Below are 22,990 nucleotides of genomic sequence, written 5' to 3'. Positions count from 1 at the left end.
TCAAATACATTTGAAATAGTCGAATGGCTCGCGGCAAGTGTTGCAGCGGTAGAGCGCTTTGCAGGCCGTCGAACCAAATTCACTGATAAGCGAGGTGTCGGTGCTGGCGCAGCGCGGGCAGCTCACCTCCAAAGGCGCGTGCGCGTGACAGCTATGCCCCACGGGCGGGCTAATGCCGTACGCCCGCAGGCGCTCGCGCGCGTCGGCGGTCATCCAGTCGGTGGTCCAGGCGGGTTCAAGCTGGAGCACAATGTGCACCGGGGTAAAGCCGTGCGCGGTCATCGCGTCGCGGATCGCCCCCAGCAGATGTTCCGTTGCGGGGCAGCCCGAGTAGGTTGGCGTGAAGCCAATGACCCAGCCTTCCCCCTGCGCCTTCACGCTGCGCACCATGCCTAAATCGGTGATGGTTAATACCGGCACTTCCGGATCGGGGATCTGGCTTAACAGCGACCATATCTGCGGAATTTGCGCAGGCGCGATGTCGACGAGGCGTTGCATGGCGTTCTCCTTTACCACTGCTGACCGGGATACGCGCGCTGGAGATACTGCATTTCCGCCAGCATCGGACCCAGATGTTCAGTATGCAGCCCCTTCTTGCCCCCGGTGCGGTACGCCACCTCTGCGGGAACCTGCAGGCAGGCTTCATGCACACCAGCAAATACTTCGCTTTCCCACGGCTGGCGCAGAGTTCGCGGGTCCACCGCCACGCCGGCGTCAATCAGCGCCAGCTCGACGTCATCGGCTTCAAACAGCTCCGCCGTAAAACGCCACAGATTGTCGATAGCCTGCTGCATTTTTTGCGCGGACGCTTCGGTCCCGTCGCCCAGACGCACCAGCCAGCCGCGGCTGAAGCGCAGGTGGTAGCGCACCTCTTTAATCGCTTTGGCGGCAATGGCGGCAAGCTGGGCGTCGCGGCTTTGGGTCAGACGCTCATACAGCGCCACGTTCCAGGCATCCATCAGGTACTGGCGGGCAATGGTGTCGGCGAAGCTGCCGTTCGGCTGCTCCACCAGCAGGACGTTGCGGAACTGACGCTCGTCGCGGCCAAACGCCAGCGTGTCTTCATCGCCCTGGCCTTCTGATTCCGCGGCATAGGTCAGGAAATTGCGCGCCTGCCCCAGTAGGTCGAGACCGATATTGGCGAGCGCGAGGTCAATCTCCAGCTCCGGCGCGTGGCCGCACCAGGCGCCGAGGCGCTGGGAGAGCACCAGACCGTTGTCGCCCAGACGCAGGGCATAGGCAGTCACTGAATTCATTCTTTGCCTCACATATGCTCGATGCCGTCAGGGATGGTATAGAACGTCGGATGGCGGTAAACCTTGCTTTCCGCCGGGTCGAAGAACTCACCGCTCTCTTCCGGCTGGGAGGCGACAATCTCGCTCGCCTTTACCACCCAGATAGAACACCCTTCGCTGCGGCGGGTGTAGGCGTCGCGCGCATTTTCCAGCGCCATGCGATCGTCGGCGGCATGCAGGCTGCCCACGTGACGGTGGGATAACCCTTGTTTGCTGCGTACGAACACTTCGTACAGCGGCCAGTAGACATTGCTCATTGTTACTTCCTCTTATGCGGCCTGACGGGTACGTTGTTTTTCCGCATGCGCCAGTGCGGCTTCGCGCACCCACGCCCCCTCTTCCCAGGCTTTACGTTTCGCGGCCAGGCGCTCGTGGTTGCAGATGCCGCGCCCGTTAATGACCTCGTCAAACTCCTGCCAGTCGATCTCGCCGAAGCGGTAGTGGCCGCTTTCTTCGTCAAAGCGCAGGTCGGGATCCGGCACCGTCATGCCCAGCATCTCAACCTGCGGCACCGTGTTATCAACAAAGCGCTGGCGCAGCTCGTCATTGCCAAAGCGTTTGATTTTCCAGGCCAGGCTGCGGGCGCTGTTCGGCGAGTTGTCGTCGTTCGGCCCGAACATCATCAGCGCTGGCCACCAGAAGCGGTTGATGGCGTCCTGCAGCATCTGGCGCTGGGCCTCACTGCCCTGCGCCAGCGCCATGCAGGCTTCAAAGCCCTGACGCTGGTGGAAGCTCTCTTCTTTACAGATTTTCACCATCGCCCTGGCATACGGACCGTAGGAGGTCCGGCACAGCGCCACCTGGTTGACGATGGCGGCGCCGTCCACCAGCCAGCCGATCACGCCGATATCGGCCCAGCTCAGGGTCGGATAGTTGAAAATGGAGGAGTATTTCATCCTGCCGTCGAGCATCTTCTGGTAGATGTCTTCCCGCGCGCAGCCCAGCGTTTCCGCCGCGCTGTAGAGGTAGAGCCCGTGTCCGGCTTCGTCCTGCACCTTCGCCAGCAGAATGGCTTTACGGCGCAGCGTCGGCGCGCGGGCGATCCAGTTTCCTTCCGGCAACATGCCGACAATTTCGGAGTGCGCGTGCTGACCAATCTGGCGGATCAGCGTTTTACGGTAGGCTTCCGGCATCCAGTCCTGAGGCTCAATCGCCGTCTCCTGCGCTATGCGCTGCTCAAACCGTTGTTCTTGCGTCACGTCTTCACCTTTATGATTCGTTAGTTTGCAAATTAAAGCGAAATGTTGAATCACTTTGTTTTTTAAAAGTTACACAAAGGTTAAATATAACCCCAAGAATTGTTTCCCAGTTTTGTGATGCTGCTCGCAAGGCTTTTACTACAGGCCTTGCAGAAAGCGCCTTTACGCGATGCGATTCGTCCAGCCAGATCACAACGTTAACAATTCATTAAAAACACAGCTTGATTTTTATGATTCGCGATCAAACTATTAATAGTGAAATAACGAAACACTTGGAGATAAGCGATGCAGCAGTTAGCCAGCTTCGTGTCCGGTACCTGGCAGTCTGGCCGGGGCCGCGAACGCGCGATACATCACGCCATCAGCGGCGAAGCACTCTGGGAAGTGACCAGCGAAGGGCTGGACATGGCGGCCGCCCGTCGCTATGCCATTGAGCAGGGGGGCGAGGCATTACGCGCCATGACCTTTATCGAACGTGCCGCCATGCTGAAGGCGGTGGCAAAGCACCTGCTCAGCGAGAAAGAGACGTTTTATGCCCTGTCAGCCCAGACCGGGGCAACGAAGGCGGACAGCTGGGTAGATATTGAAGGCGGGATCGGCACCCTCTTCACCTATGCAAGCCTGGGCAGCCGCGAGCTGCCGGACGACACGCTGTGGCCGGAAGATGAGTTAATCCCCCTGTCGAAAGAAGGCGGCTTTGCGGCGCGCCACGTCCTGACCTCCAAATCCGGCGTGGCGGTGCATATCAACGCCTTTAACTTCCCCTGCTGGGGAATGCTGGAAAAGCTGGCGCCGACCTGGCTTGCCGGGATGCCCGCCATCATTAAACCCGCTACCGCTACCGCGCAGGTGACGCAGGCGATGGTGAAATCCATCGTCGACAGCGGGCTGGTGCCAGACGGTGCCATCAGCCTGATCTGCGGCAGCGCGGGCGATCTGCTCGACCAGCTCGACGGCCAGGACGTGGTCACTTTTACCGGCTCTGCCAGCACCGGGCAAAGCCTGCGCGTGCACCCGAATATTGTGGCGAATTCGATACCGTTCACCATGGAAGCCGACTCCCTGAACTGCTGCGTGCTGGGGGAAGACGTCACGCCGGAGCAGCCGGAGTTTGCGCTGTTCATCCGCGAAGTAGTTCGCGAGATGACCGCTAAGGCCGGGCAAAAATGCACGGCCATTCGCCGCATTATCGTTCCGCAAAACCAGATTGACACCGTGAGCCAGGCGCTGATTGCCCGCCTGGAAAAGGTGGTGGTGGGCGACCCGGCGCAGGAAGGGGTGAAGATGGGGGCGCTGGTCAACGCCGAGCAGCGCGCGGACGTGCAGGAGAAAGTGGATCGGCTGGTCGCCGCAGGCTGCCAGATCCGTCTGGGCGGCAAAGCGGACCTGCAGGCCGCGGGGGCGTTCTTCCCGCCGACCCTGCTGTTCTGTGCGCAGCCGGACGAAACGCCCGCCGTACACGATACCGAAGCCTTCGGCCCGGTCGCCACGCTGATGCCGTATCGCAGCGCAGACCACGCGATGCAGCTTGCCCGCGCGGGCGGCGGCAGCCTGGCGGGCACGCTGGTAACCGCAAATGCGGCGATTGCCCGCCAGTTTATTGCCGGTGCGGCGCGCGCCCACGGGCGTATTCAGATCCTTAACGAGGAATCATCAAAAGAGTCCACCGGCCACGGCTCCCCGCTGCCTCAGTTGGTGCACGGCGGTCCGGGCCGCGCGGGCGGCGGCGAAGAGCTGGGCGGCCTGCGCGCGGTGAAGCACTACCTGCAGCGCACCGCGATTCAGGGCAGCCCGTCGATGCTGGCCGCGATTGGCAAACAGTGGGTACGCGGCGCAGCGGTGCAGGAGGATCGCGTACATCCGTTCCGCAAATACTTCGAGGAGCTGCAGCCGGGCGACAGCCTGCTGACGCCGCGCCGCACCCTCACGGAAGCGGACATTGTGAACTTTGCCTGCCTGAGCGGCGACCACTTCTATGCCCATATGGACAAGATCGGCGCGGCAGAGTCGATCTTTGGCGAGCGCGTGGTGCACGGCTACTTCCTGATCTCCGCCGCGGCGGGACTGTTCGTTGATGCGGGCGTCGGGCCGGTGATTGCCAACTACGGCATGGAAAACCTGCGCTTTATCGAGCCGGTCAAGCCGGGCGATACCATCCAGGTGCGTCTGACCTGCAAACGTAAAACGCTGAAGAAACAGCGTACCGCCGAGGAAAGACCGACCGGCGTGGTGGAATGGGCGGTTGAGATCTTCAACCAGCACCAGCAGGCCGTGGCGCTCTATTCCATTCTGACGCTGGTGGCGCGCCAGCAGGGTGATTTCAGGTAACGTCGCCCCTCACCCTGACCCTCTCCCCGAAGGGGAGAGGGGAATGTTCTGCACGACCCTGTGATTTACCCCCCGCTCTTTTTTTAACCTGGCAAGACCAACAAATAACCTGGCAGATGCAGGCAAACGCTTTTCTCAGGCGCCTGTCAGGATAAGGCTGTCACAACACAATAAACACAACAAGATGAGGTCTACGATGGGAAGCAATTCTTCTTTTTCTGCCCGTAGAACGGCGCTGGCCATGGCCGTTGCGCTGTGTTGCGCCTGGCAATCCCCTGTTTTCGCCCACGGCAGCGAGGCGCATATGGTCCCGATGGACAAAACGCTGCAGGACTTTGGCGCGGACGTGCAGTGGGATGATTACGCACAGATGTTCACCATTGCGAAGGACGGCGCCTTTGTGAAGGTCAAACCGGGCGCAAAGACGGCCATCGTTAACGGTCAACCCCTCAAGCTTGAGGTGCCGGTAGTGATGAAGGGCCAAAAAGCCTTTATCTCAGAGACCTTCATCAACGATGTTTTCCAGTCTGGTCTTGACCAGACCTTCCAGGTTGAAAAACGCCCTCACCCGCTAAACGCGCTGACGGCGGACGAAATTAAGCAGGCCGTTGAGATTGTGAAAGCCTCTGCGGATTTTAAACCGAATACCCGCTTTACCCAGATTGCCCTTGCGGAACCAGAGAAGGCCAAAGTGTGGGACTTTGTCCTCAACGGTACGGCAGTGGATGCCCCTCGCCAGGCGAAAATCGTCATGCTCGACGGCAAGCACGTCATCGAAAGCGTGGTGGATCTGAAGGATAAGAAAATCCTGCATTGGGAACCGGTGAAAGACGCGCACGGCATGGTGCTGCTGGATGATTTCACCGCGGTTCAGCAGATCATCAACGAAAGTACAGAGTTCGCCGAGGTGCTTAAAAAACACGGCATCACCGACCCGAAAAAAGTGATTACCACGCCGCTGACCGTCGGCTATTTCGACGGAAAAGACGGCCTGAAGCAGGAAGACCGCCTGCTGAAGGTGGTGAGCTATCTGGACGTCGGCGACGGCAACTATTGGGCGCACCCGATTGAGAACCTCGTGGCAGTGGTCGATCTTGAGCAGAAAAAGATCCAGAAAATTGAAGAAGGCGCCGTTGTGCCGGTTCCCATGACCCCGCGCCCCTATGACGGCCGAGACCGCATAGAGATGCCGAAAAAACCGCTCGACATCATTGAGCCGGAAGGCAAGAACTACACCATTACCGGCGATATGGTGCACTGGCAGAACTGGGATTTCCACCTGAGCCTCGACTCCCGCGTCGGCCCGATGATTTCGACCGTCACGTATAACGACAACGGCAAAAAGCGTCAGGTGATGTATCAGGGATCGCTCGGCGGCATGATCGTCCCTTACGGCGATCCGGACGTGGGCTGGTACTTTAAAGCCTATCTCGACTCCGGTGACTACGGCATGGGCACCCTGACCTCGCCGCTGGTGCGCGGTAAGGACGTGCCGTCCAACGCCGTGATGCTCAATGAAACCATCCCGGACTACACCGGTACGCCGATGGAGATCCCGCGCGCGATCGCCATTTTCGAACGCTACGCGGGCCCGGAATATAAGCATCAGGAGATGGGTAAGCCCAACGTCAGCGCCGAGCGCCGCGAGTTGGTGGTGCGCTGGGTCAGCACAGTGGGCAACTATGATTACATCTTCGACTGGGTGTTCCATGAAAACGGCACCATCGGCATTGATGCCGGCGCGACGGGTATCGAGGCGGTGAAAGGCGTTCAGGCGAAAACCATGCACGATGCCACCGCTAAAGATGACACCCGATACGGCACGCTAATCGACCATAACATCGTGGGCACTACACACCAGCACATCTATAACTTCCGGCTTGATATGGACGTGGACGGCATCAACAACAAGCTGGTGGCGATGGATCCGGAAGTGAAGCCGAATACCGCCGGCGGCCCGCGCACCAGCACCATGCAGGTCAATCAGTACGATATTGATACCGAACAGCAGGCGGCGCAGAAGTTCGACCCTGGCACCATCCGCCTGCTGAGCAACACCAGCAAGGAGAACCGCATGGGCAACCCGGTCTCGTACCAGATCATCCCTTACGCGGGCGGTACCCATCCGGTGGCGACCGGCGCGAAATTTGCCCCGGACGAGTGGATCTACCATCGCCTTAGCTTTATGGACAAACAGCTTTGGGTGACCCGCTACCACCCGGATGAGCTCTACCCGGAAGGGAAATTCCCCAACCGTTCCATCCACGACACGGGCCTCGGTCAGTACAGCAAGGATAACGAGTCGCTCAACGGCCAGGATGACGTAGTCTGGATGACCACCGGTACAACCCACGTGGCGCGCGCGGAAGAGTGGCCGATCATGCCGACGGAATGGGTGCATACCCTGCTTAAACCGTGGAACTTCTTCGACGAGACGCCAACGCTTGGGAAGAAAAAAGACGAAAAATAACCACCTGCCGGGCAATAGCCCGGTTTTTTTTGCCCCAGCGTTTGAGGATCGTCCGGGCTTGCTTATAGTTACTGATATCTCACCTGAATGATTTATCCCCCGGACGGGAAAGGATTTTATGGAAAAAAGAAAAAAACCGACGCTTGAACGGGCAACCTGGCCGACGCGCCATGCCATGGTCATGCACGGGCTGGCGATGAATCTGCCCTGGCTGGCCTTCGTCAACGTTAGCTTCGCCGTGATGATCCTGCTGCGCCACGTCCTGCTTAAGGCCAGCGATCCTCTTTATCCCCACTCGCCGCCGCTAACGAAAATGGTCGATGCCTCCATGCTCGGCATCATCATCCTCTCGGCTGCGCTGATCCTGATGGCCTGGCGCCGCATCGCCGGCATCAGCGTGGTGCTGTTTATCTGCAGCGCCATCTGGTCGGTCTCCTGCTTTTGGTTTATCACCCAGCTTCTGCTACCGCACGTCTGGCCGCTGTGCGTCATTTTATTGCTCGCCGGCTTAACGGCGCTCTATTTTTACCCCGAGGGGCTGCTCGCCTTCGTGCTCCCGCTCTGGATCACCCTGCCGATAGCGAGCTGGGTACTTAATGATGGCCTTAATCTTCATTTCGTTATCATCTGGAGCGTTTTTTCGCTGATCCTGATCTGCGGGCGTTTCATCCTGCTGAGCTGGTTTGACGAGGCCTGGCGACGTAACCAGCAGAACCAGCTGCTGATCTCACGACTGGATGCGCTGGCGCATCAGGATCCGTTAACCACAACCGCCAATCGCCGGAGGATGGAAGTGGTGCTGGAGAACGCGGTTGAGCAGAAGAAACCGTTCTCGCTGATTATGCTGGATATCGACTATTTCAAGCGCTACAACGACACCTACGGGCATCAGGCGGGTGACGACTGTCTGACGCGCGTGGCGCGGGTGCTGAAGCAGTCGGTGCGGACGCCTGACGATGTTGTGTCACGCTACGGCGGGGAGGAGTTTGTGGTGATCCTGTTTAACTGCCCGGAAAACATCGCTGAAAAGGTTGCCTTACGTATTCAGGACGGCCTGCGCGCGGAGTCCATACCGCACAACGCGTCAACCGTCAGCGACCATGTCACCGTGAGCATGGGAATTGCGGGCATGGTGGAGGGCTTAGCCGGCACCGAGATCATTGCTCGTGCCGATGCGGCGCTGTACCGGGCGAAGGAGGCCGGGCGGGATCGGTGGTCGCTTTAAATAACGCCGGGTGCGGCCTGATGCCCTCACCCTGACCCTCTCCCACGGGAGAGGGAACATACACTAAAAAGGCAACCTCCCGGTTGCCTTTTGCTTTTACTAGTAGCGCACGCACACCGACTTGGTTTCACACCAGCCGTCCAGCCAGTCCGGGCCAAAATCACGTCCTGTACCGGACTGCTTCATCCCGCCGAACGGCAGGTTAGCGTCGATCAGCGTATGGCTGTTCACCCAGACGGTGCCTGCCTGCAGCCTGTCGGTATACGCCAGCGCCTTGCTGATGTTCTGCGTCCAGACGCTGGCGGTCAGGCCATATTCGGTGTCGTTTGCCAGCTGGAGCGCCTCTTCTCCGTCGGATACCCGCACCAGGTTGACCACCGGACCAAACACCTCTTCTCGGGTTAACCGCAGCGCGGCATCCGGGTTCACCACCAGCGTCGGCGACACGTAATAGCCTTTGCCCTCCGGGCCGCGGTTACCGACGATCAGCTCCGCGTTGCGCGACGTCGCTTCATCGAGGAAGGTCTGCACCTTATCGCAGTGAGCGCGTGACACCAGCGGGTTGATAAAGGCCTCCGGCGACATGCCCGGCCCGACGCTGAGGGATTTCACCGCCTGCTCAAACCCGCTGACCAGCGTGTCGAACAGCGGCGCTTCAATATAGATGCGTGAGCTCGCCGCGCACACCTGCCCCTGGTTCAGGAAGCTGCCGGTCATTAACCCTTCTATCACCCACGCCGGATCCGCATCCTTCAGCACGATGGCCGGGTTTTTCCCACCCAGTTCCAGGGTTACTCCGGTTAGCGTGTCCGCCGCCGCGCGGGCGATTTGCTTACCCGTCGCCGTTGAGCCGGTAAAGCTCACCTTTGCAATATGCGGATGCGAGGTCAGCGCTGCGCCGCACACCGCGCCGCTCCCGGTTACCACGTTGAAGACCCCGTCCGGGATACCCGCTTCGCTTGCCAGCTCGGCCACGCGCAGCAGGGTCAGCGGCGTGGTTTCCGACGGCTTGATGACAATAGAGCAGCCCGCGGCCAGCGCAGGCATCACTTTCCACATTCCGATCATCAGCGGGAAGTTCCAGGGCACAATCCCGGCCACCACGCCAACCGGCTCCTTACGCGTCCACGCCTGATAGCGCGCCCCCTGCGGCAGCGGGATGGAGAGATCGAGGGTTTTGCCCGCAATTTTGGTGGTCAGCCCGGCGGTATAGCGCATCCAGTTGAGGGTGCAGCCGACTTCAAAGGCCCGGGAGATGTTAATCGATTTGCCCTGCTCCAGCGTTTCAAGCTGGGCCAGCTCCTCGCCGTGCTGTTCGACGAGATCGGCGAAATGAAGCAGGATCCGCTCGCGCTCTGCCGGTAATTTTCCGGCCCAGGAGCGGGCGACAAACGCGCGCCAGCCGGACATAACGGCCCGGTCAACGTCATCGACGCTGGCATCGGCGGTCGAGGCAATCACCTCGCCCGTGGCCGGGTTGTAGACGTTCAGCCGCTTTTCGCTGTCCGACGCGGCCTGACGCCCTTCAATCCACAGGCCGTGGTGTCGGTCTAAAAACTTCTGCACGGCAGGCAGAATGGCCACCAGTGATTCAGACATAGGATACTCCTTCGTTGTTATTCTCAGGGTGTTCATCCAGTCTACGTGCGGTTTTGCATTCTCGCTTTTGTCTCTGTGACATTCGCTTTGCCACCTGTGACAGGTGCCGCAATTCGCGATAATCGTCGCTTATATCGCTGTTACCGGTGAGTGTTCTTTCCTATAGTCAGCCTCATAGCTCTGACAAAATGCAACACAAATGCAACAATGCGAAAACGTTGACGGTGCGGCGAGAGAAACGATGGCGTGTGCAAGTGAGCAGGAACAGTATCAGCAGTGGCTGGCGCAAATTAACCAGGTTTGCGGCCGTTTTAACGCGCAGCCCACCGAAGGCAAATTCTTCGGCGAGCTGGAGACCAGCTACGCGCGCAGCCTGAAGCTCAGTACCGTTACCGCAGGCGGCGTTAACCTGTTCCGCTCCCGCCAGGAGATTACACAGAGTAACGATGCCTGGTTCTATACCGTGTTCCAGCTTGAGGGTAGCGCGCAAATTGAGCAGGATGAGCGTCGCGCGGTGCTCAGAACCGGCGATATTACGCTGATTGACGCCGCTCGCCCCTGCTCGATCAACTGGCAGGAAAAGTCCCGCCAGATTTCGCTGCTGGTTCCCCGTCAGATTATTGAGCAGCAGTGTCGCTTTCAGGAGATAAGCTGCGCAACCGCCCTTTCCCGCACCTTGCCCACTGTACAGCTGAGCCATCGCCTGCTGATGGAGAGCATGAGCAATGCCGACCTGAGTGACCGGGAGAGCGAAGCGGCGCTCGAAGCGATGATCTGCCTGCTGCGCCCCGCTTTCCAGCAGCGCGAAATCATTCAGCCGCGCAAGGAGCGCCAGTTCCAGCACGTGGTAGCGCTGATTGACGACCATATTCAGTCTGAATCGCTGCGCCCGGAATGGATTGCCGCCGAGAGCGGAATGTCCGTGCGCAGCCTGTACCGCATGTTTGCCGAGAAGGGGCTGGTGGTGGCGCAGTACATTAAAAACCGTCGTCTGGATCTCTGCGCGCAGGCGTTGCAGTCAACCGGAGATGACGAAAAGCTGGCGGGCATTGGCTTCAGCTGGGGATTCACCGACCATAGCCACTTTTCAACGGCGTTTAAGCAGCGTTTTGGCGTCTCGCCGGGGGAATACCGCAAGCGCTACCGCTAGCTATTTTTTCAGCCACTTACCGTTAATGCCCTTCACGTACTCGCCCGGCTGCGCGCGGGCTACCAGCTTTTGCCCCGCCATTTTCGCCACTTCATCAACCGGTAAATTGTTGCTGTCGGCGAGCTTCTGATAGCTCTCCGTGCGCGCCGCGTTAATGCGATTTACCAGTTCCAGCGTTTCGGCATCCTGCTGGATCGGAGCAAGATAACCGCTCAGGGTTTCCCCCACGCGCCCCTGCGCGCGGGCATCGTTTAAGGTCAGCGCAGCCGCCTGCACGTTCATCCCCAGTGCCAGTAAAAGCAGAGCTACTCGTTTCATGGCGTCCTCAGAACAGATCGCTGCGCGATTTCAGCAGGGTTTCAACGTCTTTATCGACCTTAATATGGATCTCGTGTTCGATTTTGACATTCATGTTGATGGTAATCGGCTCCTTTGGCGCAGCGACTTCAATGCGCGGCGTACAGCCGGTCAGTAGCGCGGCAACGGCAACGGTGAGCGCACCAGCCATCTTTTTCATTGTTGTTCCTCACTTTCCTTGCCGGTCGAACTGCGGGGAGCAGGTATCACCGCATGTTGCTCAAACCAGGTTTGCAGGTTGTCTCCAAAACGCAGGCTGCGCCAGAGGGTAAAGACATTCTCGTCATGGGTATAGTTCAGATTGACGGAGCTGCTTTTGCCGTCCACCCGGCTGGTCCCTTTGATGGTCGCCTGCATGGTTAATTCACCCAGGTTATCTAAATTGATTCTCGTCCACGACCGCGAGATCTCCATATAGCGGAGCCAGTTAATCGCCGCGCCCGCGACCATATTATCTTTCACGATGGCGTCTGCCGTATCTTTGTCGATGCGCAGCGTCATTGGCCCAGGGTTGGTCAGCCAGCCATCTTTAATGATCCATTTTTCATTGTCCAGCCAGAACGGCAGCGCCCCGCTCACTGGACCCGACAGGGTAAACTGCTTCGGGTTGACAGCGCTAATGAGCTCGCTTGAGGAGATATTGTCCACGCGCAGCAGGGCCGGATCGTGCTGCGGCATCCGCAGCTGCTGCATGGTGATTTTCCCGCCGAGCATTTCCACCTTGACGTTGGTGAGCAGCAGCGGGTTGTCCTCCGTCCAGGGATAATCCCCCTGCAAGTCTGCGGTAATGTTGCGCGCGGTCACCAGGTTTTCCACTTCGCCAACGCGTAACGTGACCGGGCCGCGGGTACCCAGGGACCAGGTCCCCTCGCTGAAGCGGAACGGCAGCACAAAATCGACGCCGTTGATCTGGTTATCCGGCATCCAGGCGCTACCGGATTTCAGCACGCCGTGCCCGCCCGCCTCAAAGCCCTGATCGGGGGCCGCAGAGAAGGCAACCTGCGCATAAAGTTCCCCGTCACGCAGCGTCATTTTCCAGTCCGGCGGGACCAGCGGCTGGAAGACGGTGAGCGACTGTTTCGGCCACCAGGCCTGTCCGCGAAGGCGCTCCCCATCCCAACGACCGTTCACCTGCACCGGGCCGATGGCGTCCGCATGCAGGTTACCCTTAAACTGAAAAATGGTCGGGTCGGTGCCGTCGACGCTGAAGGTCAGGACCGACGGCGGCAAAACGCTGCCGCCGGAGAAACGGGTTTGCCCGGCATTGAGCGACAGCGCGCCGCTGAAGGTAGGCTTTTCGGGATCGCGGACCCAGCGCACCGGTTGCTCCAGCGCCAGGCGCGGCTTGCTGACGTCCATCGTGCCGTACTGGAGCTTGTCAAAACCGGTGGAAAGCGCCGTCAGCTCAATGAGGTTGTCGCGCCACTCGCCTTTCCCGGCGACATCCCAGCGGGCATTCATTGGCGTAAAATGCCCTTTGCCCCAGTAGCGCCACTGCCACAGGCCGTTGTCAGGGAGAAAATCGTTGGCCTGGCCGTCCAGGTGGAGTTCAAAATCACCCATCTCGTTTTCATGGGCGCGCAGAATAGCCTGCAGACGACCGTCGACACCCTTCTGCGTGAGCTTCACGCCCGCCAGCGGCCAGCGGATTTCATCGATATCTAGCGAGTCAATGATGCGCCCGCGCGAGCGAAGCAGCGCGCCCGGCGCAAAGGCCAGCTGCGGTTCATACAGGCTGCCGGTCAGTTTTGCCGGCAATCTGGCGTAAAGAATGAGATCGTTTTGCTTCGCCTCGCCGCTGAGATGCAGTGGCATGTCGCTGTTTTCCATGCTGAGCCTGCCGGGCCCAATATTCAGTACCGCGTTGCCTTTCCCCGCATCGCCGTGGGTAAGCACATTCAGACGTCCGGTCAGGGTGGTTTTCTCCAGCCCCTGCTGCCAGTTGTCGGCGCGAAGGGAAACCCGGCCGCTCGCTGGCATACCGGAGAGATCCCAGTTCCAGCGCCCGTCGCTGATGTTCAGCTGTTCCGCGGTGATCTGCCACGGCAGATCGAGCAGCGGCTCGGGGTTGTCTCGCGCCATGACCACCAGCTGCCCCTGATTGTCTTCCCAGTCCAGATCGGCATCGACCAGAGACGTTAGCTGAGGCACGTTAAAGGTCGCCACCGCGTGGCCTTTCACCGGCACGCCATCCGGTACCAGCGGCAAGGTAAACTCGCCCACCAGCTTAATCGGCTGCGGCTGGTCCGGGAGCTGAACATTAAACTGGCTGACCGATAGCGTCTGGCCGCGAAGCGTGCCTTTAATGCTGACCTGCTCGCCTTTATAGGCGATCTCCTGAATGGACGGAGTCAGCGACGCATGCAGCTCGCCCTGCCACTGTTGCCAGGGCGAGAGCGTCAGACGGTGAATGGTGAGCCAGGTATTCGGTAACACCGCCTGCCACTGGGCCAGCGTTTTTGGTGCTACCGTGGACGGGGCTGACTGAGGAATCTTGCTCAGACAGACGGCGTTAAGGTCCAGCGAGCCGACATCCAGTTTCCAGCGGCTCGGATGTGACAGCGTCACGTTATTGATACGGGCAATTTCGCAGTCTTCAACCAGATAGCGAAGATCGGGGATCACCAGCGCATGGCGGGTAAGTTTTGGACTCTCTTCAAAAGCGATGCGCGTTCCGACGGGAAGCCAGATCCCGGCGAGCGTCGGCACCCACTGGGCGAGCGTCATCAGCAGCGTCAGCGGCACCAAAATTAACAGCAGTAAAACCGCAATGGCGGCTTTGTATTTACCCTTCATGGGCAGTTAATATCCTGATTTTTCGAAAGAATTAAGCCGACAATACCGATTATTGTCGCATGTTTAGCGGGTCAGTTGAAGCCAAAGCCAGATTTAAGGATAGATGTTGTAGGGTTAAGTGGTAAATTTTTGCAAGGCATAACCCATTGAACAGATTTATTATTCAATGGGTTATGCCTGGTGTAGCGTTGATTACAAATTAGAATCTGTTCCGCGGCATCGCCAGCAGGTAAAGCATGGAGAAAACCAATGACCCCCAATACACTGAATCGTACCGCCAAGGATCAAAGTCAATGTGTAAAAAGCCGCTAACAAATTCATAGCCGTTGGCAAAAACGTTAATCTGTATTGCTGCGAACGCTATCACAAACAGGGTATAAGCAATAAAAAGGGGATATTTTCGAAGCCTGTTTACCGTGAGTTTTCCCATGTACAGAAAAAAGAAAATGGCAATGGATACAATGAAATAGCACAAAGCAGGAAGTATGGGTGGGGTTAATGACAACTCAAACTGTTCCGACATAATCAATTCTCTTTTGCTATCTGGTACATCTGCCAACCGGTGACGCTTCCACTGGTCAAATCCAAAGCCATCGCGGTTTTAGAGGCCTCTTGCCATCCTCTGATATAATCAGATTCTATGTTGCGAAATAAACTCCATGATTTTTCCCTTGGAGCGAGGACTCGCCTGCCCGCACCATAGGCTGATAATGAGATATCTACCACACCATAGACAATATCAGCTTCATTATTTCCATAGCCAAGTTTCGCTGCTGCATATCGGTATGCATCTCTTAGCGTTCCTGACCGATCTTCGCGATAGAGAAGATAGTACCCATTCTCATACATATTATTTAACCCATGCGTAATCATAGGTGCTCCATATGCTGCACATGCCAAACCAAGAGAACCGACGCATAAACTAGCACCACCATAAACTTGTGCACCGCCAGCAACGAAACCAATCTGTTTAAGAGCTAATGTCGTCGTGGTTGTGCGATTTTTTTCAACGACAATGAACATTTTGGCTCTGTTAAAGGTAAGCAAATCATCCTGTTCCTTCAGATGATCTATGTGTTCATCAAGTATTTCAATCCCACCTGACCAGGTCAGGCAATGCGATTCGATCTCCTTCCTTAGACGATCAACAAGTTGTTGAGTCTCGAAAAATATGCCAGAAGTACCATAAAGCAAATGCTTTGTGCCAATTCGTTGTGCAAGATTTTCTATCTCTACCGCTTTCACTTCGAAATGACTTTTATCCCGATTATGGTTGTACATTCGGTCTCCCTGTCATTTTTAAACATTCCTCATAATACTACCTTCAATATCAAGACATTCAAGGGCGCCGGGCATATCAAATCTGAACGTATTGCGTGCTAGATGTTGTTAAATCTCTTATATAAACATACATGCGTGCCGTGACGGTCACTTCGTTCTTTTCAACCCTACGCCAGGACTTGCAGGCGTGCCTCGGATAAAATTCCTGCTTATGAATTTGATGGAACTGAATATCATGGAGTTAGAATGCTTAGATGCTCTAGAATAATTGATAGAACTCATTGAATTCAATAATATTTTATAAATTGTAAGATAATTTTAATCATGCTAACGTGAATGCAAAATCACTGGAGAAAGTCTTATGAAACTCGCGGTATATAGCACAAAGCAGTACGACAAAAAGTATCTGCAACATGTTAACGAGGCTTACGGGTTTGAGCTTGAATTTTTCGACTTTCTACTGTCCGAAAAAACCGCCAAAACGGCGCACGGCTGTGAAGGCGTCTGCATTTTTGTTAACGACGACGGCAGTCGTCCGGTGCTGGAAGAGTTGAAAAAACAGGGGGTGAAGTACATCGCCCTGCGCTGCGCGGGCTTTAATAACGTGGACCTCGACGCGGCGAAAGAGCTGGGTCTGAGAGTGGTGCGCGTTCCTGCATACTCCCCGGAAGCCGTCGCGGAACACGCTATTGGCATGATGATGTCGCTCAACCGTCGTATTCATCGCGCTTATCAGCGCACCCGTGACGCCAACTTTTCTCTGGAAGGGCTGACCGGCTTTACCATGTACGGCAAAACCGCGGGCGTGATCGGCACCGGAAAAATCGGCGTCGCCGCTCTACGCATTCTGAAAGGCTTCGGCATGCGTCTGCTGGCATTCGATCCGTACCCAAGCGCCGCGGCGCTGGAGCTGGGCGTAGAGTACGTTGACCTGGCGACCCTGTTCTCGCAGTCAGACGTGATCTCCCTGCACTGCCCGCTGACGCCGGAAAACTACCACCTGCTTAACCAGGCGGCGTTTGACCAGATGAAAGACGGCGTGATGATCATCAACACCAGCCGCGGCGGTCTGGTTGACTCTCAGGCCGCTATCGAAGCGCTGAAAACCCAGAAAATTGGCGCGCTGGGGATGGACGTCTATGAGAACGAGCGCGATCTGTTCTTTGAAGATAAGTCCAACGATGTGATCCAGGATGACGTGTTCCGCCGCCTGTCTGCCTGTCATAACGTGCTGTTTACCGGCCACCAGGCATTTCTGACTGCCGAAGCGCTGATCAGCATTTCAGAAACCACGCTGGGCAACCTGCAGCAGCTGGAAAAGGGCGAAACCTGCCCTAATGAACTGGTTTAACGTGACCCCGGGTGGCGCTATGCTCCACCCGGCATGCTGTCAGTTTCCCAGCTCCGGTGCGCAAAGCGCCACCAAAGCAGGACGGCCACCAGCGCAATCGCGCTCAGGACGCTGAATGCCGCCGCAAAGGAGTAGTGACCGGCAATCGTGCCGGTTAACGCCGGGCTCATGGATGCGCCAACGCCCTGCATCAGCATCACCACGCTCTGTCCGGCATTGACGTGCCCGCTCCCGCGCAACAGCACCACGATAAACGACGGCACCACCACCCCCAGGATCCCTGCGGCCAGCCCGTCGAGAATTTGTACCGGGATCATCATCAGCGGCGCGTCCGTGGATGCCGCCAGCGCCGCGCGCACCGGCATAACCAGCAGCGCCAGCATAATCAGGCGCCAATAGCCGTAGCGTTCTATTCGGTGTGCGACCCAGATGGCAACGGGGATCATCACCGCCTGCGAGATGATGACGGTGCCCGCCGCGTACAGGCCTGGGTTGATCGAGGCGGGTGCCGCGGCCACCCTCATGCTCAGCATCGGCAGCAGCGCGGCGTTCGCCAGGTGGAACAGCAGCAGCGTCAGCCCGGTCACAAACAGCGCCCGGTTTTTAATCAGCACCGCGAAGCCGGGGACAGGCACGCTTCCTGAGGATGAAAGCCCCCGCGCCGCGTCGTTATCAATGTCCTCGTTGCGGATGGCAAGTAGCGCGCAGAGCGTTAACAGCGTGGTACAGGTCATCAGCAGGAAAATCCCGCCGACGCCCCAGTACCAGGCAATGCCGCCTGCAATCAGCGCGGTAACAAAGTTGCCGCCGTGATTGAACGCCTCATTCTTGCCCATCTGTGCGCTGAACCCGCTTTGGCCGGTCAGCCCCAGCGTAATCCCGGCGACGAGCGGCCCGACAAACGCCGCACAGATGCCGGTGACCATTTGTGAGACGGCGACAACGCTGGTCTGCTGGCTAAACCAGAGCAGCAGCGTGCTCAGGGTGATCAACATGCAGAGCAGCGCCAGCAAGGCACGTTTGTTCCGGGAGGTGTCGGTGATAACCCCCGCCGGCAACGTGGCCAGTAATCCCGCCAGCCCACCTGCCGTCATCAGAAAGCCGATATCATCGGGGGTCCAGTGACGCTCAGTGAGGAAAATACCGAGAAAAGGGCCGAGGCCATCGCGGACGTCGGCAATGAAAAAACTTGTGAGGCATAACGCCCGCAGCGAACGAAGGGACATACTTCCTGCCTTTGCATATTGTCGCCTGAAAAGAACAAAACGTAGTATACCGGGTATTTTGAAAACCAGATGAACGCTAAAAAACAATTTTCCCGATCTTAAACAAATCCTCACGGACCCTTCTTTTTCGCTTTACTCATTAATACGTCTGATTATACTGACGATAAATTCATACAGGAGCTCTTCGTTGGACAGCCATTTTATATACGATACGAAGGTAAGCTAACGCGATTTTCTCGCTGCTTACCTTAACGGTGGGCAGCAATCTCTTCCAGACGATTGCCTCCCGATACATTTACAAAGACTAAAATTGTGGGTAATCGCGATGGTCATGTTTAAACATTCCCTTTTCCCGCCGCCTTCGCCTGAAATGCTTTGCGTTTAAACGGCGTTATCGCGCGCTTTGTGAAGCGCTGACGCTTATTATTTAATACGTTAACAGGCGACAGGCTGATGTTCCCTTATATCTCTCATCTGCTCGCAGCAATGCTGCTGGGCGCAATTATTGGCGCGGAAAGACAGTGGCGCCAGCGCATGGCCGGACTTCGTACCAATGCACTGGTTGCCACGGGTGCGGCCGTGTTTATTTTAAGTTCCATATCTACGTCTTCTGATAGCCCTGGGCGCATCGCAGCGCAGATCGTCTCCGGAATAGGCTTTCTTGGCGCAGGCGTCATTATGCGCGAAGGCATGAACATTCGCGGTTTGAATACCGCCGCAACGCTGTGGTGCTCGGCCGGAATTGGCGTACTGTGCGGCTTAGGCCAATTCTGGAATGCCGCCACGGCAAGCTTAATTATTCTCAGCGCCAACATATTGCTTCGTGAAGCCGCGCAGCGAATCAATCAGCTGCCCGCGCTCCACGAAGACGAAAAATGCTATGTCCTGACAATCACCTGCAATGATGAGCATGAAGATGCAGTGCGGAATAGCATCGTAAATATGGCCAAAGAGTTGACGTTAAGTCTGAAAGCGATTTATTCCGCTACGGCGCACGCCGAGGGAAAAACCGAAATTCGGGCTGAGGTGATGACCCGTGAGGAATACCGAAAATTACTCGATCTGATTATGGGGAGTATGGGCGGAAATAAAATTATCGCGTCCGTCAGCTGTCACGCAGTATAAATACTAAACCGGGCATTACGCCCGGTTCTGTTTTAGCATAATTTTACGCTACTCTGCTCGCTGCCCATAAAAAAGGACATGTGCCGATCAAGGCTGAGCGCCAACTCGCCCATAAAGCGAGAATGTACTTAGTCACGACGAAATGCCAGGCAAGTTTGACTGCACAAATACTACAGAACAGAAATTTGTACCCGTTATGACACGTTGCTCTCTGTTTTCCTGAAATTAACGGTCTAACCTGAACTGTGTAAAAAACACTCAGGAGGGACAAATGTACAACTCTATTTTGGTTCCGATTGACATTTCCGAGGATAGCCTGACCCACATGGTTATCCCGTTCGTTCAGGCACATACAGCACTCAATACGGCTAAAGTCCATTTTCTAACTGTTATTCCCTCGCTACCCTACTATTCATCTTTAGGGTTGGCATACTCAGTGGAAATGCCGAAGATAAAAGAGTTCCAGCATGCGGCCTTAGCAAAACTGGATGAAATTGTTAAGCAGTTCAAAATTCCTCCAGACAAGATACAGACTCACGCAGTGACGGGATCCCCTAAAGATCAGATTCTTAAGCTCGCTGACACGATCGGCGCTGACCTGATTATCATCGCATCCCACAAGCCTGACATATCAACGTATCTGTTAGGCTCAAATGCTGCAGCAGTGGTGCGGCATGCGAAATGTCCGGTACTGGTCGTAAGATAGAAAACCGGGCGAGAAGCCCGGTTTTTTTCGTTGATGCTTCCCTGAGTCAGGGCTGAAAAAACGCGTTTAAACACTCAGTACGTTCGCGTTTAAATTGAGATCGGCAATGGCAGCCGGTTTTCCAAGCAGGTAGCCCTGAACCTCATCGCACTTATTTTTTTTAAGGAACGACAGCTGTTCGATGGTTTCCACCCCTTCTGCGGTTATCTCCATCGAATAGGCTTTACCCAGATCGATAATTTTCTCGACGACCGACTGGTTCTGCGGTGAATCGCCTAAAGCAAAAATAAAGCTTTTGTCGAGCTTGAGGCCATCAAACTGAAACTTCCGAAGATAGCTCAGAGACGCATAGCCCGTACCGAAATCATCAATCAGAATGCGCACGCCCATTTTTTTAAGGGCCTTCATGGTCAGCAGCGTTTGTTCAGGATCGGAAAGCGTGACGTTTTCAGTCACTTCAATTTCCAGACGGTTGGGCTCAAGCCCTGTTTCATGGAGGATCTCTTTTATCCGTTCAGCGAGATCGCTTGCCTGGAATTCAATAGCAGAGATGTTTACGGATACCGATAGTCCTGGTAATTTACCTTTTGTTTCTACACACGCTTTACGAATAACCCAGTTGCTGAGGCTAATAATTAATCCTGTTTCTTCAGCCAGCGGAATGAACCGATCGGGCATTATGGTTCCTCTAACCGGGTGCTGCCAGCGCACAAGCGCTTCCACGGCATCTATTCGGGAATATCTGAGGTTATAACGCGGCTGGTAGAGCAGGCAGAGCTGGTCTTCACGAATTGCCGTCTTCAGTTCTAATTCCAGCTTGCTGCGCTCGGTCAACTTTTCTGACATATCCGGACGATAATAGACCCATCTGTTTCTGCCGGATTGTTTAGCCTGATAAAGCGCAATATCCGCATAGCGTAGAAGCTCGTTTGCGCTGCTGCTATCGCGCGGAGCCAATGCAATTCCCATGCTGACGCCTATTGTCACCTCATTACCTTCAATGGAGAAAGGACGGTTAAGTTCCTGCACGATGCGTTGACACACCTCTTCAATACGATCTATTTGGCTGGTGTTGCCGAGGAGCAGCATAAATTCATCTCCTCCCTGCCGTGCAACAAAATCACCGTCACGAATACAGCCCTTAAGTCGTGACGCGACTTCACCAAGCAGGGCGTCGCCCGTGGAATGCCCAAATATATCGTTGACGGGCTTAAACTTGTCTAAATCGAGGCAAATCATTGCAAAGGGGCTCGCGTTGACGCCTTCTTGAGCTAACTGGCCCGCCAGAAACTCCTTGATGTGGTACCGGTTCGGGAGCCCCGTTAATTCATCATGGCGGGAGAGAAACTCCACGCGTTTTATTGCCTCTACTTCCAGAGAGACATCCGTTGCCGCCCCGCGTAAAACTACCGTTCCATCAGCCTGAGCAGAAAATTTTGCCAAAAGCGTGCAATAAGAGGTGGAGTGCTGATTATTGATATAAGGACAGTTCCTGAATTCAAAGCGTCCTGTTAATTCCCGATGGCTGACACAATCACGAAGCAGGTCTCCTGTTGAAGGAAAGAGTTCATCCAGCCTGCGACCTATCCATTTGCTGTTTTCATATCCCGTAACAGTGGAAAATCGGCCTGATAGCCACGTTATAGTTAACGATAAATCTGTTTCCCAGAACCAGTCGCTGGTTGTTTCGCTGACATCCCTGAATCGTTTTTCACTGGTGATAAGATTCAACCGTGCCTGCTCAAGGAGAAAGGCATTTTCGTCATGAATTTTCGCCTTGTGCATAATATGACGCATGAGAATTACCGTCATCGTTATTGTAAGCAGTACGGAAAGAATAAGTAACGGCAGAAAATAGACGATCAACGCCTGGCCGGGATTTTCGCTGTCCCAGATAATCCGCACATCACCCTTCTGGGTGCTTAATGTTAATTCCGTCCGATCGTTTATTTTAGAAACCAACGCGTTGGGTAAGATGCGAACATTTTTAATGGCGGCATCATGCCCCATCGTGAGAAGTTTCTTAGCCGTTAATTTATCTACAAACACCATTGCCGAAGGCCGGCCCGGTAGGGGGTGTACACTGGTATCATCGCCCGTTGTTATCCATTCAGCAGATACAATGGCAGGCATGGAATCAATTAGCGTTAGTACAGAAACCGGCAATCCCTTATTTTTGCTCAGTTCGCTGAGTAAACGGTCTTTTGTCGATGTACCTAACCAGCGCTCCAGTTCTTCCTGTTTCAGTTTCCCGTCAATCACGCTGTAGCGCGTGGTGCCTTCCGGGGAGAGGACAAACGCGCCCTCATAGCCAAAGTTGTCATACAGCGACTTGCCCAGATTCTGCTTGTCCCATGCCCAGTGCGTATCCATTTTCTGATGGAGGTGTTTGTAGGCATCGCCCCACTCTGCATAGTCTTTCAGATGACTGCGGATGCTCTCCTGGCGGGCCTCTAACGCTTTTCTTAATAAAAATTCGTCATGCTTGTCGCTGATTTCATTAACATTATTTTTTATTACCAGCAAAGATACTATTGCCGCCGCAAAAATACCGACCAGCAACGTTACAACATAGGTAAAGGTTTTATTTATCAGCCTTTTAGATTGCTCGACATCCGTAAAGCCAGAGGTGGTCAGAGGTAGGGTCATCATTCGCCTTCTTAACTGCTATAACGTCAATTTTTTCTCATCTTCATTTATCGGCATAAAAAGGGAAAAATTTACAGTGAAAAACACACCTTAAATCAGCGTTTATTTTTATAACCCGGAAAATTTTAATAAAAGGCGCTATTCGTGATAAAGATAATTGCACCGCGTATATTCTGGAAAATGTCACTGATATTTATTGAAATAGCAGAAGAAGAGAAAGGAGATAAAAAACC

The 22,990-nt window shown here is 55.6% G+C and carries 18 protein-coding genes; 7 read left to right on the top strand and 11 right to left on the bottom strand.

What is annotated here, in order from left to right:
* The 4 genes from paaJ to paaA are packed head-to-tail and all read right to left on the bottom strand — an operon-like array spanning window position 1 to window position 2,548.
* On the bottom strand, window positions 1-498 hold the full coding sequence (gene paaJ, locus HBM95_10625) for a phenylacetate-CoA oxygenase subunit PaaJ (protein NIH43386.1): 498 nt from the start codon (window positions 496-498) through the stop codon (window positions 1-3).
* A gap of 11 nt (window positions 499-509) precedes the next feature.
* On the bottom strand, window positions 510-1,256 hold the full coding sequence (gene paaC / locus HBM95_10620) for a phenylacetate-CoA oxygenase subunit PaaC (GenBank protein ID NIH43385.1): 747 nt from the start codon (window positions 1,254-1,256) through the stop codon (window positions 510-512).
* 8 nt (window positions 1,257-1,264) lie between these two features.
* The gene (gene paaB, locus HBM95_10615) at window positions 1,265-1,552 is read right to left on the bottom strand and encodes a 1,2-phenylacetyl-CoA epoxidase subunit B (protein NIH43384.1); all 288 of its coding nucleotides are present in this window, start codon (window positions 1,550-1,552) and stop codon (window positions 1,265-1,267) included.
* Between the two features lie 12 nt (window positions 1,553-1,564).
* Window positions 1,565-2,548, bottom strand: a complete 984-nt coding sequence (gene paaA / locus HBM95_10610; protein ID NIH43383.1) for a 1,2-phenylacetyl-CoA epoxidase subunit A — start codon at window positions 2,546-2,548, stop codon at window positions 1,565-1,567.
* Window positions 2,549-2,779: 231 nt separating this feature from the next.
* Here paaA and paaZ point away from each other — a divergent pair, with 231 nt between their 5' ends.
* The 3 genes from paaZ to HBM95_10595 all read left to right on the top strand — a co-directional run bounded on the left by paaZ (window position 2,780) and on the right by HBM95_10595 (window position 8,517).
* Window positions 2,780-4,822, top strand: a complete 2,043-nt coding sequence (gene paaZ / locus HBM95_10605; protein ID NIH43382.1) for a phenylacetic acid degradation bifunctional protein PaaZ — start codon at window positions 2,780-2,782, stop codon at window positions 4,820-4,822.
* Window positions 4,823-5,018: 196 nt separating this feature from the next.
* Window positions 5,019-7,292, top strand: a complete 2,274-nt coding sequence (gene tynA, locus HBM95_10600; GenBank protein ID NIH43381.1) for a primary-amine oxidase — start codon at window positions 5,019-5,021, stop codon at window positions 7,290-7,292.
* Window positions 7,293-7,410: 118 nt separating this feature from the next.
* Window positions 7,411-8,517: a diguanylate cyclase gene (locus HBM95_10595; protein NIH43380.1), complete on the top strand. Its 1,107-nt coding sequence runs from the start codon at window positions 7,411-7,413 to the stop codon at window positions 8,515-8,517.
* Between the two features lie 99 nt (window positions 8,518-8,616).
* Here the strand turns inward: HBM95_10595 and HBM95_10590 are convergent, their stop codons facing one another.
* Window positions 8,617-10,116, bottom strand: a complete 1,500-nt coding sequence (locus tag HBM95_10590; protein ID NIH43379.1) for an aldehyde dehydrogenase family protein — start codon at window positions 10,114-10,116, stop codon at window positions 8,617-8,619.
* A gap of 241 nt (window positions 10,117-10,357) precedes the next feature.
* Here HBM95_10590 and feaR point away from each other — a divergent pair, with 241 nt between their 5' ends.
* On the top strand, window positions 10,358-11,266 hold the full coding sequence (gene feaR, locus HBM95_10585) for a transcriptional regulator FeaR (protein NIH43378.1): 909 nt from the start codon (window positions 10,358-10,360) through the stop codon (window positions 11,264-11,266).
* Here the strand turns inward: feaR and HBM95_10580 are convergent, their stop codons facing one another.
* The 4 genes from HBM95_10580 to HBM95_10565 form a co-directional block, all read right to left on the bottom strand.
* A complete protein-coding gene (locus HBM95_10580; protein ID NIH43377.1) occupies window positions 11,267-11,584 on the bottom strand; it encodes a YdbL family protein in 318 nt (105 codons plus the stop codon).
* A gap of 7 nt (window positions 11,585-11,591) precedes the next feature.
* Window positions 11,592-11,783, bottom strand: a complete 192-nt coding sequence (locus HBM95_10575; GenBank protein ID NIH43376.1) for a YnbE family lipoprotein — start codon at window positions 11,781-11,783, stop codon at window positions 11,592-11,594.
* Window positions 11,780-14,419, bottom strand: a complete 2,640-nt coding sequence (locus tag HBM95_10570; GenBank protein NIH43375.1) for a YdbH family protein — start codon at window positions 14,417-14,419, stop codon at window positions 11,780-11,782. The genes HBM95_10575 and HBM95_10570 overlap by 4 nt, the downstream gene beginning before the upstream one ends.
* A 525-nt stretch (window positions 14,420-14,944) precedes the next feature.
* Window positions 14,945-15,700, bottom strand: coding sequence for a DUF4225 domain-containing protein (locus tag HBM95_10565; GenBank protein ID NIH43374.1), 756 nt, complete (start codon window positions 15,698-15,700; stop codon window positions 14,945-14,947).
* A 361-nt stretch (window positions 15,701-16,061) separates the two neighbouring features.
* On the opposite strand from HBM95_10565, the gene HBM95_10560 reads away from it, so the two are divergent.
* Complete coding sequence (locus HBM95_10560) at window positions 16,062-17,051, top strand: 2-hydroxyacid dehydrogenase (protein NIH43373.1); 990 nt, start codon at window positions 16,062-16,064, stop codon at window positions 17,049-17,051.
* Between the two features lie 17 nt (window positions 17,052-17,068).
* On the opposite strand, the gene HBM95_10555 is transcribed toward HBM95_10560, so the two are convergent.
* Window positions 17,069-18,277 carry an MFS transporter gene (locus HBM95_10555; GenBank protein ID NIH43372.1) on the bottom strand — a complete coding sequence of 403 codons (1,209 nt, stop codon included), beginning with the start codon at window positions 18,275-18,277 and terminating at the stop codon, window positions 17,069-17,071.
* A 453-nt stretch (window positions 18,278-18,730) separates the two neighbouring features.
* Here HBM95_10555 and HBM95_10550 point away from each other — a divergent pair, with 453 nt between their 5' ends.
* Together HBM95_10550 and uspF are read left to right on the top strand one after the other, a co-directional pair.
* The gene (locus HBM95_10550) at window positions 18,731-19,402 is read left to right on the top strand and encodes an MgtC family protein (protein ID NIH43371.1); all 672 of its coding nucleotides are present in this window, start codon (window positions 18,731-18,733) and stop codon (window positions 19,400-19,402) included.
* Between the two features lie 271 nt (window positions 19,403-19,673).
* Complete coding sequence (gene uspF / locus HBM95_10545; GenBank protein NIH43370.1) at window positions 19,674-20,108, top strand: universal stress protein UspF; 435 nt, start codon at window positions 19,674-19,676, stop codon at window positions 20,106-20,108.
* 66 nt (window positions 20,109-20,174) lie between these two features.
* Here uspF and HBM95_10540 read toward each other — a convergent pair whose 3' ends face one another.
* Window positions 20,175-22,757: an EAL domain-containing protein gene (locus HBM95_10540; GenBank protein ID NIH43369.1), complete on the bottom strand. Its 2,583-nt coding sequence runs from the start codon at window positions 22,755-22,757 to the stop codon at window positions 20,175-20,177.
* Window positions 22,758-22,990: the final 233 nt, after the last annotated feature.

It is taken from the genome of Enterobacter asburiae (genome assembly GCA_011754535.1).
Classification (GTDB): domain Bacteria; phylum Pseudomonadota; class Gammaproteobacteria; order Enterobacterales; family Enterobacteriaceae; genus Enterobacter; species Enterobacter cloacae_N.
The sequence above is the reverse complement of the archived record's forward strand: the minus strand, read 5'-3'. Positions and strand labels throughout refer to the sequence as shown.